Below are 11,611 nucleotides of genomic sequence, written 5' to 3'. Positions count from 1 at the left end.
CTGTACGTGCTTCTCCCATCCAGACTTTAACTGTCGGTACCGGAATTTCACCAGTTCAACCGTCCGCCACCGGATGCCCAATTTCTTGGAATCCAATGGCTCGCGGGTCGCGGACTATAACCGCCGGTTCGGACTTACACCGACCCCGGAGCACGTATGTGTGTTGTTATTCTGCCACAACTACCAAGATGTCCGGGCTATTCCCGGGCCATCTTCGTAACATATGGTGACGGTCGTCAGGCTTTCGTTGCGGAAGCAGCCTGGCCCGCAGCGCGGAGCCGGTCGATCGCTTCCGCAGGGTCCTGATGCCCATAAACTGCCGAGCCCGCAACGAATACGTTGGCCCCTGCCTCAGCGGCCCGAACAATGGTCTCCTCAGTGATGCCGCCATCCACCTGGATGGCAACGCCGATGCCCGAGCCTTCGATTGCCGCCCGGGCACGACGGATCTTGGGCAAGGTGATGTCCAGGAATGACTGTCCCCCGAATCCGGGCTCCACCGTCATGATCAGCAACATGTCCAGCTCGCTCAGCATGTCCAGGTAGGGCTCCACGGGCGTTGCCGGGCGCAGGGCCATACCTGCCTTGGACCCGCGGGCCCGTAGCTCGCGGGCCAGCTTGACCGGCGCCATGGCAGCTTCGGCATGGAAAGTCACTGAAGCAACACCTGCATCCGCGTAGGCAGGTGCCCAGCGGTCGGCGTCGGAAATCATCAAATGCGCGTCCAGCGGAACCGGGCTGACCGCTTGAATTCTCTGCACCACCGGCAGTCCAAGCGTCAGGTTGGGCACGAAGTGATTGTCCATGACGTCCACGTGAACGGCATCCGCATTGCTGATCCGATGGAGTTCCGCCTCAAGGTTGACGAAATCCGCTGAAAGGATGCTCGGGTTGATACAGCACTGAGACAAGGCAGCCCCCTCTGATGGAGTGATAGTCGAAAGCTCGGTGATGGTCTGAAGGTTGGTGGCTACGGCTTCTTACGGATGATCGCCATGAACATGGCATCCGTCTGGTGAACGTGCGGCCACAACTGGGCTGTGAGCTCGTGACCAGCGCCGAGGCTACCGGTAAGGCTGACATCGTCCAACGCTTGTCCGGCGTCGAGGAGTTCAAGGTCCCCGCGCTTGGCCAGCACGTCAGTAACAACAGCTGTGGTTTCGGCCGGATGTGGCGAACACGTCACGTAGGCCACCACGCCGCCGGGCTTGACGGCATCAAGCGCGGACTTCAACAAGTCCCGCTGCATCGGTCCGAGGTCGCCAATGTCCTTGGGTGAGCGGCGCCACCGCGATTCGGGCCGACGTCGAAGGGCCCCGAGACCACTGCAAGGTACGTCCACGAGCACACGGTCAAAAGTTCCGGGCTGCTCCGCACCCACTTCACGACCATCACCTGTCCGCACCGTCCAGGCCTCATTGGGAACAGCCGAGAGGGCTTGCTGAACAAGTTTGGCCCGGTGCGGTGCAGGCTCGTTGGCCAGGAGAGTTGCGCCGTCGCGGTAGGCCAGGGCAGCTAAGAGAGCAGCCTTACCTCCGGGGCCGGCGCACAAGTCCAACCATCGTTCACCTTGTGCAGGCGACTCCCCCAGCTCGACGCCGGCCAAAGCCCGAGCCACAAGTTGTGATCCGACGTCCTGGACACGCGTTGTTCCGCGCCGGACCGATTCGAAACGGCCGAGGTCTCCGCCAGCGGATAGAGCTGAATCTTCTACCAGCTCACCGGCGGTGGCTCCATTGTCGAAAGCTTCGTCGAGGTTTCCCAGTCCTGGCAAGGCCACCAAGTTGACCACCGGCGCGGCGTTATCTGCCTCCAGGAGGGCGTCGATTTCGGTTTTTGGGCGGCCATGGTTTACCAACGATTGGCGTAGCGCCCGGACAATCCATTCAGGGTGCGCATGGCGCAGGGCTGCGATTTTGGTTTCGTCGGATTCGTCATCCAGCAGGAGCTCAAGCCACTCGGCCATGCTGTGGGCAGTGACCTTGCGAAGTACGGCATTGATAAGGGCCGACGGGCCGGCGCCGATAACCGCGCGTGCCAGGCCGACGGTCTGGTCCAGCGCGGCATGGGCGGGAACGCGCATGGAGAGCAGCTGGTGCGCACCGATTCGCAGGGCATCCAGAATTGCAGGATCCAGTTGCTCCAAGGGGCGGTCCACGCAACGGGCAAGAATGGCATCGTAGGTACCCTGCCCGCGCAAGGCCCCGTAGCTCAATTCAGTGGCAAAGCCGGCATCCCGGCGGTCGAGGCGGTGTTCCCGGATGCGCGCCGGAAGCACAAGATTTGCGTAGGCATCTTCGGAAGCGACCGCGCGGAGCACTTCAAAAGCTACCAATCGGGCTGGATCTGCGCGGCGGGTGCGCTGCGACGGAGCGTTATTGGTGAAGCCCCTCTGCGGTCCCCTGTTTCGCTCGCGGCCCTGGGCGTTGCGCTTGCTCTCCCCACGGGCTCCACGGTTGCCCTGCGAGTCTCGGTTTCCCGCCCCGCTGCCGTCCCGGCTCCCGCTGTTGTTGGGGCCTCGGCGGCCGGACTCGCTCATTCGAATACCACTCTCTCGGGTGTTGCCAAGCCGCGGGCCCAGTCGGCCGACGACATCATTTTCTTACCTGCCGGTTGGATCCGGCCAAGCTCAACTGCATGGGAACCTGTACCCACCAGAACCGACTTGCCCTCCACCCGGATGTTTCCAGGAGGAAGGTCCATGATCCCGGGACGGAGAGTTACTGGCTCAAGTTTGACCCTTTGGCCTTCCAAAGTTGTCCATGCGCCGGGTTCAGGAGTAACTCCGCGCGCACGGCGGTTCAAAACAAGGGCCGGCTGCTGCCAGTCCAAGCGCCCGTCGTCGAGAGTCAGTTTGGGGGCAAGGGAGATCTCCCCGTTTTGAGGCTGCGGAGCAGCTTGACCCGCATCAATAGCGGAAAGGGTCTGGCTCAGCAAAACGGCGCCGCTGATGGACAGTCGCTCGAGGAGATCGCCCGCGGTATCTTCCGGACGAACTGTTTCGGTCAGTGTCCCGAACACAGGCCCGGTATCGAGGCCTTCTTCAAGCTGGAATGTAACGGCCCCGGTGACGTCGTCGCCCGCGATGATGGAACGCTGCACGGGGGCAGCACCGCGCCATGCCGGAAGCAGGGAGAAGTGCAGATTGACCCAGCCGTGCCTCGGGACACCCAAAGCAGCTTTGGGAACGATGCCGCCGTAGGCAACAATGGCGGCGACGTCGGGAGCGAACTCCGCGATTCCGGCCGTCGTGTCGGCATCGACCTTTGCCGCGCGAATGACCTCGATACCGAGTTCCATCGCCCGTGCAGCCACTGGCGAAGGAGTCAGGACACGTTTGCGGCCCACGGGCGCATCCGGCCGCGTTAGAACGGCCACGACGTCGAAGCCGGCCTTAACCAGCGCGTCCAACGACGGCACAGCCACAGCCGGTGTTCCGGCGAAGAGTACCCTCACTCGGGCGCCCCGAAGCTTCCGCCGCCAAAACTGGACCCGACGGAATTGGCGCGCTTGGACGTGGTTTGCTCGGTAATCGCGTGGTAGTTGGCGTTCCGGATAGCGCGGAGGGCGGCCTTACGGTCGTCGCCTTCCAGCCTGTCGGTGTACAGGACCCCATCAAGGTGATCTGTCTCGTGTTGGAAGCAACGTGCGAGCATGCCTTCAGCCTCCACCGAGACCGGATTGCCGTTCAGGTCCACGCCGGTTGCCCGGGTGGCCCGAAAGCGACGCACAGGGAAGCCCAGGCCGGGAATGGAAAGGCAACCCTCCACCTCGTCCGGCTGGAAGTCCTCACTGTTTTCCAGGACCGGGTTGATGATGTGGCCTTCCACTCCCCCGATGCGATAGGTAAACACGCGCTGGCTGACGCCCACCTGCGGCGCGGCGAGACCTGCACCCTCAACGTCCTCCATGGTTTCCGTCATGTCAGCTACCAGCTTGGCGAGCTCCGGACCGAAATCGGTGACGGGGTCAGCTACGGTGCGCAGCACCGGGTCCCCGATGATTCGGATACTCAAAATTGCCATCTGCTGTCAGTCCTCACGATCGTCAAACCAGGTTCCGGTTGTTGCGGAGCCTAAGCCAGTTTAGTTGAGGACAAGGCCGGTGTCGGTGCCGTCCCGGCTGACGCAAAGACCGGCGGAGCAACAGGAAGCAGTGGCTGCCCCGCAGCGACAACGTCCGCTGACATCTCCCATACCCGCCGCAAGGCGCAGAACTTCCACCAATGGTGCTTGAGGATGTCAGGGTTGGCCCGCTGCGGCCGGACTTCGGTCTCACCGATGGCCACCGCGAGCAGCATGGGGTTGTCCCCGTATTTCCACGGCTCCCATTCGCCCGCAACAGGATCCACCAGGCTTTCCTCGGCCTTCATCCCGGCCGCGAGTTGCATGACCACTTTGTCATCCAAAGCCTTGACTGTTCCGTCCCTGGTGGTTCCCTTGGTTTTGTAGTCAATCAGGCAGATGCGGCCGTTGATCCGGGCAACGAGATCCAACGTCCCGGCATAACCCACCGTCTTGTTCCATACAGTGATCTCGGGCGCGAGTGGCTCCACCCGGTAGAGGTCCCACCATTCGTCAAAGCGCGCAGCGAAGGCCTGTTCACCATGGGCAGCGAGGTCGTCCCTGCATTCCTGCATCCGGTGCGGACGACCCATCGCCCGCAACGCTACCTGTTCGCAGTAAGTGTGGACGCGGTCACCTCGTGCGGCCGCCGCATCCCGGTAAACCTCCGCGGCTTTGGAAGCTTTGTTGATTGCCTGACGGATTTTCGCCGGGCTTCCGAGAATCGAAGGAAGCTCCGGATCCGCGGCCAGGCTGCTCGCCCCCATGTAACTGAACCACCCGTCCAAGGCGTGCGCCTGTTGTCCGATCACCGTAGTAATGGACGGCACGGAAAATTGCTCAGTTGTGGATCGGGCGTACATCCGGCCGTAGTCAGTAGCGTGGGCAAGCAGTGGAGCAGTCATACAAAGACTGTGTCACAGAGGGCCGACAGAATTCATCCGCGGGAAGATCAGCGCCAGCTGCTCAGGGGGCAGCCGGGCGAGCTTGCCAGCGAGGATCGGGGCGGTCAGCGCGAGATCCGCGAAGGGCGTGGCAGGTTCTGTGGAGGCCGCGGCCTTGGCCGCAGGCAAGTCCGGGTCTTCTTGTTCGCGCATGCTGATGTGTGTAGCGTCCACGCAGTTCGTGACGCAGGAACCCGCAATCCGCCAAACAAGCCTGCTGCACAGAAAAACCCCGTCCGGACTGACTCAATCAGTCCAAACGGGGTTTAACCATTTGCAAACAGGTGGTGGGCGATACTGGGTTCGAACCAGTGACCTCTTCGGTGTGAACGAAGCGCGCTACCACTGCGCCAATCGCCCGGTGCATAGAAAACACTAACGGACCAGTGCCGGAATGCAAAACGGATCATGACCCCCGGCCTCACTTAGAACTACAAGAGTGGAATTACAGCCATGAAACTTACGGAATTCCGCGTAAATACAAGGATCCAGCGGGCTCCTCGATCAAAAGCAGGCTACCGATTTGGAGTTTGCAGGAACCTCCTATAGAGTTTTTACTCGTCGGAAAGCGACGGAATGCCTGCAGGGCTGCCCGCCGAAACGACACTGCGGACGTAGCTCAGCTGGTAGAGCACCACCTTGCCAAGGTGGATGTCGCGAGTTCGAATCTCGTCGTCCGCTCGCAAGGCACTGTCAAGGCAAGAATTCCTCGGAATCCTGCTTACACGGTGGGTTGGCCGAGAGGCGAGGCAGCGGCCTGCAAAGCCGTATACACGGGTTCGAATCCCGTACCCACCTCGGTGAAAACCATGTCTTCCAGCTGTTGGCTGGATGCATGGGCGATTGGCGCAGCGGTAGCGCGCTTCCCTGACACGGAAGAGGTCACTGGTTCGATCCCAGTATCGCCCACCAGAACAAGGCAACTTGTTTGTTGTTGAACGCCAGGCATCAGCCCGGCAGGCAACATGTGCGGACGTAGCTCAGCTGGTAGAGCACCACCTTGCCAAGGTGGATGTCGCGAGTTCGAATCTCGTCGTCCGCTCCAAATAGGGAAAGCAGCTCTTCGGAGCTGCTTTTTTTATGCCCGGATTCGGCCACAACCCAATTGATTAATGGAAGTAACCGATACCCCTCAGAAGAAGTCGCTTTATCTAATGTGATTCGGCTCGCATAATGTACTGCGAGCTCATCACCGTTCCACGCCTACCGGCAGGAGTACCCCCATGAACCAAATGACGGCTTCCAAGTCCGTCCTGCGGCGCAAGCCCATCGACGATATTGAGGAAGAGAACAAACACAGCGGACTTTTTAAGAGTCTTGGCCTCTGGCAACTGACAGCCATCGGCGTCGGCGGAATTATCGGCGTCGGCATCTTCTCGCTGGCCGGGCTGGTAGCCCACGGCAGCGAGAGCAACCCGGGCGTCGGCCCTGCCGTGCTCTTCTCGTTCCTCATCGCCGGTCTCGCTTCCGGTGCAGCAGCATTGTCCTACGCCGAATTCGCCGGCATGATCCCCCGAGCCGGATCGGCCTACACCTACGGCTACGTAGCCTTGGGAGAGATCATCGGCTGGTTCATCGGCTGGGATCTCCTCCTTGAGTACATCGCCATCGTGGCTGTGGTGGCCATCGGGATTTCCGGTTACTTCGACGCCTTCCTATCCGGCATCGGAATCCATATGCCCACGTGGATGACGTCCACCGCTGATGAGGGCAAGGGCGGCATCATCAACCTGCCGGCCATCTTCGTCTGCCTCCTGGTCACTTGGATCCTGAGCCGGGGCACCAAGGCATTCGGCCGGTTTGAACTGGTAGCCGTTGCCATCAAGGTCATCCTGATCCTGTTCATCATCGGCCTGGGTATTTTCTACATCAACACCGAGAACTACAACCCGTTCATGCCCAGTGGCTTCGGCCCGGTCCTGGCCGGTGCCGCCACCGTCTTCTTCGCCGTCTTCGGCTATGACGCCATGAGCACCGCCGCAGAAGAGGCCAAGGACGGCAAGAAGCACATGCCCAAGGCCATCATCCTCTCCCTCATCGTGGCCATGCTGCTCTACGTTGCCGCGACACTCGTGCTCACGGGCATGCAGAACTACAAGGACATTGATCCCACGGCCGGCTTCGCATCGGCGTTCCAAGGCGTCGGCCTGCCGGTCATCGCCACCATCATTTCGGTGTTCGCGGTCCTGTCCATCCTCACCGTTATGCTCACCTTCCTGCTGGGCGTCACCCGAGTGTGGTTCTCCATGAGCCGTGACGGCCTTCTCCCCGGTTGGTTCGCCAAGACTGACCGGCACGGCACTCCGCAGCGCGTCACGTGGATCGCAGGTGTTGCCTCGGCGTTCCTCGCTGGTGTCTTCCCCATCAAGGAAGTTGCCGACCTCACGAACATCGGCATCCTGGCAGCCTTTGTGGTGGTTTGCATTTCCGTGATCGTCTTCCGGTACACCAAGCCCAACGCTCCGCGCACGTTCCGTTTGCCGTTCATGCCGGTGGTCCCCGCGTTCGGTGTCCTGGCATCGGCGTTCCTGATGTTCCAGCTCCACTGGGAAACCTGGGTGCGGTTCGGGGCATGGCTGGTCATCGGCCTGATCATCTACTTCGCCTACGGCCGCAGGCACTCCCTCATGAATCCGGACAGCCCGCGCCACAAGGTCGAAAATAAGCCGTTGGCGTAGTTCGTCCACAGGCCGCCGCCGAACCCTTGGCACCCCGGAGGACTGGTGTTAGGGTCGGACGCGGAGGAGCGAACTGGCTCCGCGAATGGAAGGGAGGTGCCCGTGGGTTTAATTGACGACCTGAAGGGCAAGGCTCAGGGTCTCATTCAAGGCAACGAAGAAGCCATCAAGAATGGCATCGACAAGGCCGGGGATTTTGTGGACCAGAAGACGGGCGGCAAGTACGCCGGTCACGTCGACAAAGTCCAGAATGCCGCTTCCGATTTCGTGGCCAAGAACGACGGCAAGCCTGGACAGGCTCCCGTCACGGATGAGCCGAAGCAGCCGTAGCTGCCTGAGCCGCCGTACCAGATACGTCAAGGGGGCACCGGTCCCGCCGAGAGGCGCTACCGGTGCCCTTGGCGTTTAACGGGCAGCCGCTAAACCGGCTGGTCAGGTACGTTGGACGTTATGCCTTCAGCTTCCACTCCTGCCGTCCAAAGCCGCGCCGCCAAGGAGACGCTGGGACCACCCATCACGGCAGGCATCGTCACCGCCCTCGTGGGTTTCACCTCGTCATTCGCTGTGGTCCTGGCGGGTTTGAAGGCTGTCGGGGCGAACCAGGCACAAGCATCCAGCGGCCTATTAGCGCTGACGCTCACCTTTGGACTGGGAATCCTGTGGCTCTCGTGGCGGTCCCGGATGCCCGTAACTTTGGCGTGGTCCACGCCCGGCGCTGCGCTGCTCGCCTCCGCTGGAATGGTCGACGGCGGATGGCCGGCTGCTGTGGGTGCGTTCCTGATCGTCGGGGTGCTGATCGTCCTGACCGGGCTACTTCCCGTCCTGGGCAGGATCATGGCGACGATCCCCACCGCACTGGCGCAGGCAATGCTCGCCGGAGTGCTACTCCCGCTATGCCTCGCACCCTTCAAATCGTTGGGATCGGCTCCCCTGTTCATCGCACCAGTGGTGGTGTGCTGGGTGGTCCTGATGAAATTCGCACCACGTTGGTCGGTGCCGGCATCGCTGCTCGTCGCGCTGGCGGTAGTCGGCGTCCACATCGTGTCCAACGGCGTTCAGATTCCCGGCGGCGGCCTCCTGCCAAGGCTGGAGTGGACCACACCGGCATTTACCGTGGAAGCTGCGGTGGGTTTGGCACTGCCCCTCTTCATCGTCACCATGGCGTCACAGAACATTCCCGGCGTCGCGGTACTGAAGTCGTTCGGCTACACCACCCCCTGGCGGCCGTCGATGCTTGTGACCGGAGCGGGCACCATCGCGGGAGCGCCGTTTGGAGGCCATGCGATCAACCTGGCTGCCCTGAGCGCAGCCTTGGCGGCGGGTGAGGAGGCAGGCAAAGACCATGGCAGGCGGTGGATCGCGGCGTTCGTCTCAGGCTTTGCCTACCTGATCCTGGCCGCTGCCTCAGCGGCACTTGTCACCTTGGTGGCTGCAGCACCGCCCGGACTTCTCGAGACAGTGGCCGGACTCGCACTGCTGGGGACGCTGGCCTCGTCCATCTCGTCTGCACTGGCGGTTGCCGAGGAACGTATTCCCGCCTGCATCACCTTCCTGCTGGCAGCATCAGGCCTGAGCTTCGCCGGCGTTGGCGCTGCTTTCTGGGCATTGGCAGGCGGCATCCTGGTGCGGTGGATGCTGAAGAGCCGCGAACCTGTTCAGAAATCCTGAAGCAGGCAGTAACCCTGGATCAGGCAGGCTCGTGGTTTTGGGCCTCACGGGCCAGAGCCGTCAGCCTGGACACAGCACGGAAGTACTTCTTGGTGTAGCCACCGGTCATCATCTCTTCGGTAAAGAGCTGATCGAAAGGTACGCCACTGGCCAGGATCGGCACGTCTTTGTCATAGAGCCGGTCCGCAAGAACCACAAAGCGTAGGGCGACCGCCTGCTCGGTGATGGTTTCGACGTCGCTCCACACCACGGCCTCCACACCCGAGATAAGCTGCCGGTAACGGCTGGGGTGGACGGCGGCCAGATGGTTGACCAGAGTGCGGAAATCGTCCACAGCCACAGTCTTACCGTCGAACTCAGCACGCATACGGTGCTTTAGCTCTTCGGTCTTGAGCGGTGCGGGAACCGCGGGCAAACCGCGGTGGCGGAAGTCTTCGCCGTCGATCCTGACGACGTCGAACTGGTCGGCGAGAACCTGTATTTCGCGCTGGAAGTCCACTGCCGCGAAGCGTCCTTCACCCAAGGAACCGGGAAGCGTGTTGGACGTGGCCGCGAGCTTCACACCGGCGTCGGCGAGTTCGCGCATGAGCCGGGACATGAGCACGGTGTCTCCGGGATCATCAAGTTCGAATTCGTCGATGCACACCAGCTTGTAGCTGCTGAGGGCTTCCACGGTCTTGCGGAAGGACAGCGCACCCACGAGGTTGGTGTATTCCACAAACGTACCGAAGGCCTTCGGGCCCGGCGACCTGTGCCAAAGGGAAGCCAGGAGGTGGGTCTTACCCACACCAAAACCGCCGTCGAGGTAGATTCCTGCCCTCGTTGCAGGCGCCTTCTTGGCGAACAACTTCTTGAAGAGACCGCCACCGTCATCGGATCCCACGCCGTCGGCAAATGCGGAAAGCAGCTTCACTGCGTTTGCCTGGCTCGGCTGGGAAGGATCCGGCCGGTAGCTGTCGAACGATACCTCTCCGAATCGCGGAGACGGGTAGAAACCCTTGAGGAGTTCCTCCACGGAGACTGCCGGTGTGCGGGCAGCCAGTTGTTCGATCTTTACCACGGTGGTCCGTTCCTTCGGTATTAGGTCCCCAGCAAGAATACCGGCATTGGACACTCGGAAAACCGCCACGTGACCAAGCCCATGTTTCACCGTATGACCACAGGGAAGCATTCCTCGCTGCCCGTGGTTAGTGTTGGAGCACGCCCGGCCGGCACCTGCACCACCTTCCACGGCCTGGCTCCGACCGTTGTCAGTGAAAGGCCATCACCATGTCCTACCCAGTTGAACAGAACGAAAAGTTTGCATCGTATGCGAACCCCGAACGCCTTGTGTCCACTGAGTGGCTCGCGGCAGCCCTTGCAGACGGCGCCATTGCCGATGGCAAACTTGTGGTTGTCGAGTCCGACGAAGACGTTCTTCTCTACGAAACCGGCCACATCCCGGGCGCCGTCAAGATTGACTGGCACACCGACCTGAATGACGAGGTCACGCGCGACTACGTGGACGGCGCCGCTTTTGCCGCCCTCGCGGCCTCCAAGGGCATCTCCCGCGACAGCACCGTGGTCATCTACGGTGACAAGTCCAACTGGTGGGCTGCCTACGCGCTTTGGGTCTTTACGCTGTTCGGCCATGAGGATGTCCGCCTCCTCGATGGTGGCCGCGACAAGTGGATCGCCGAAGGACTCGAGCTGACCACCGACGTCACACAGCCCTCAGTGGGTGAATACCCGGAGGTGGAGCGCAATGATGCTCCGATCCGCGCGTTCAAGGAAGACGTCCTGGCACACTTGGGCAATCCCCTCATCGATGTCCGCTCCCCTGAGGAATACACGGGACAGCGCACGCACATGCCGGCCTACCCCGAAGAGGGCGCGCTGCGCGGGGGCCACATTCCCACCGCCGCGTCCATCCCCTGGGCACGCGCTGCGGCTGAAGACGGCACTTACCGGAGCCGTGAAGAGCTCGAAGCCCTGTACCTCGGCGAGGCTGGCTTGGAACCCGGCGATGACGTGGTGGCCTACTGCCGCATCGGCGAGCGTTCCAGCCACACCTGGTTCGCGCTGAAGTACCTGCTGGGCTTCGACACTGTCCGCAACTACGACGGCTCCTGGACCGAGTGGGGCAACGCTGTGCGGGTTCCCATCGTCAAGGGCGCCGAGCGCGGTTCCGTTCCTGCGTCCCTCGTCAGCAACTAGGGGCGCGGTCAGCACCAAGGCAGGGAATAAGGCATCCGTAGTGTTCGGCCACACAAGATGC

The 11,611-nt window shown here is 61.8% G+C and carries 11 protein-coding genes, 5 tRNA genes and 1 riboswitch; of the genes, 8 read left to right on the top strand and 8 right to left on the bottom strand.

The window, feature by feature from the left end; all coding sequences use genetic code 11:
- Nucleotides 1-2: 2 nt before the first annotated feature.
- Nucleotides 3-158: riboswitch (FMN riboswitch) on the bottom strand.
- Between the two features lie 78 nt (nt 159-236).
- The 7 genes from rpe to ACNAOT_RS09190 all read right to left on the bottom strand — a co-directional run bounded on the left by rpe (nt 237) and on the right by ACNAOT_RS09190 (nt 5,368).
- Complete coding sequence (gene rpe, locus ACNAOT_RS09220) at nt 237-911, bottom strand: ribulose-phosphate 3-epimerase (RefSeq protein ID WP_420180804.1); 675 nt, start codon at nt 909-911, stop codon at nt 237-239.
- Between the two features lie 59 nt (nt 912-970).
- Nucleotides 971-2,539 (bottom strand): RsmB/NOP family class I SAM-dependent RNA methyltransferase, encoded by a 1,569-nt coding sequence (locus ACNAOT_RS09215; RefSeq protein WP_420180803.1) that lies wholly within the window; start codon nt 2,537-2,539, stop codon nt 971-973.
- Nucleotides 2,536-3,456, bottom strand: coding sequence for a methionyl-tRNA formyltransferase (gene fmt, locus ACNAOT_RS09210; RefSeq protein WP_420180802.1), 921 nt, complete (start codon nt 3,454-3,456; stop codon nt 2,536-2,538). The genes ACNAOT_RS09215 and fmt overlap by 4 nt, the downstream gene beginning before the upstream one ends.
- Complete coding sequence (def, locus tag ACNAOT_RS09205; RefSeq protein WP_178995478.1) at nt 3,453-4,025, bottom strand: peptide deformylase; 573 nt, start codon at nt 4,023-4,025, stop codon at nt 3,453-3,455. Before def ends, fmt begins: the two co-directional genes overlap by 4 nt.
- A gap of 50 nt (nt 4,026-4,075) precedes the next feature.
- The gene (locus ACNAOT_RS09200) at nt 4,076-4,969 is read right to left on the bottom strand and encodes a cytochrome (RefSeq protein WP_420180801.1); all 894 of its coding nucleotides are present in this window, start codon (nt 4,967-4,969) and stop codon (nt 4,076-4,078) included.
- 12 nt (nt 4,970-4,981) lie between these two features.
- On the bottom strand, nt 4,982-5,161 hold the full coding sequence (locus tag ACNAOT_RS09195) for a hypothetical protein (protein ID WP_420180800.1): 180 nt from the start codon (nt 5,159-5,161) through the stop codon (nt 4,982-4,984).
- 132 nt (nt 5,162-5,293) lie between these two features.
- Nucleotides 5,294-5,368, bottom strand: a tRNA-Val gene (locus ACNAOT_RS09190).
- A 248-nt stretch (nt 5,369-5,616) separates the two neighbouring features.
- Here ACNAOT_RS09190 and ACNAOT_RS09185 point away from each other — a divergent pair.
- From ACNAOT_RS09185 to ACNAOT_RS09155, 7 genes are all read left to right on the top strand, one after another.
- A tRNA-Gly gene (locus ACNAOT_RS09185) sits at nt 5,617-5,689 on the top strand.
- A gap of 46 nt (nt 5,690-5,735) precedes the next feature.
- A tRNA-Cys gene (locus tag ACNAOT_RS09180) sits at nt 5,736-5,806 on the top strand.
- Between the two features lie 39 nt (nt 5,807-5,845).
- A tRNA-Val gene (locus tag ACNAOT_RS09175) sits at nt 5,846-5,920 on the top strand.
- Nucleotides 5,921-5,977: 57 nt separating this feature from the next.
- Nucleotides 5,978-6,053: transfer RNA gene (locus ACNAOT_RS09170), tRNA-Gly, on the top strand.
- A 178-nt stretch (nt 6,054-6,231) separates the two neighbouring features.
- Nucleotides 6,232-7,686 (top strand): amino acid permease, encoded by a 1,455-nt coding sequence (locus ACNAOT_RS09165; RefSeq protein WP_179017340.1) that lies wholly within the window; start codon nt 6,232-6,234, stop codon nt 7,684-7,686.
- Between the two features lie 96 nt (nt 7,687-7,782).
- Nucleotides 7,783-8,016 (top strand): antitoxin, encoded by a 234-nt coding sequence (locus tag ACNAOT_RS09160; protein ID WP_091466768.1) that lies wholly within the window; start codon nt 7,783-7,785, stop codon nt 8,014-8,016.
- A gap of 120 nt (nt 8,017-8,136) precedes the next feature.
- A complete protein-coding gene (locus tag ACNAOT_RS09155) occupies nt 8,137-9,354 on the top strand; it encodes a benzoate/H(+) symporter BenE family transporter (protein ID WP_420180799.1) in 1,218 nt (405 codons plus the stop codon).
- A 19-nt stretch (nt 9,355-9,373) separates the two neighbouring features.
- On the opposite strand, the gene zapE is transcribed toward ACNAOT_RS09155, so the two are convergent.
- A complete protein-coding gene (gene zapE, locus ACNAOT_RS09150) occupies nt 9,374-10,414 on the bottom strand; it encodes a cell division protein ZapE (protein ID WP_420180798.1) in 1,041 nt (346 codons plus the stop codon).
- Between the two features lie 209 nt (nt 10,415-10,623).
- Here zapE and ACNAOT_RS09145 point away from each other — a divergent pair, with 209 nt between their 5' ends.
- Entirely contained in the window at nt 10,624-11,550 is a 927-nt protein-coding gene (locus ACNAOT_RS09145) for a sulfurtransferase (protein ID WP_420180797.1), read from the top strand.
- Nucleotides 11,551-11,611: the final 61 nt, after the last annotated feature.

Source organism: Paenarthrobacter sp. TA1.8, from assembly GCF_048595705.1.
Classification (GTDB): domain Bacteria; phylum Actinomycetota; class Actinomycetes; order Actinomycetales; family Micrococcaceae; genus Arthrobacter; species Arthrobacter nitroguajacolicus.
This window is presented reverse-complemented; position numbering and strand designations above follow the sequence as displayed.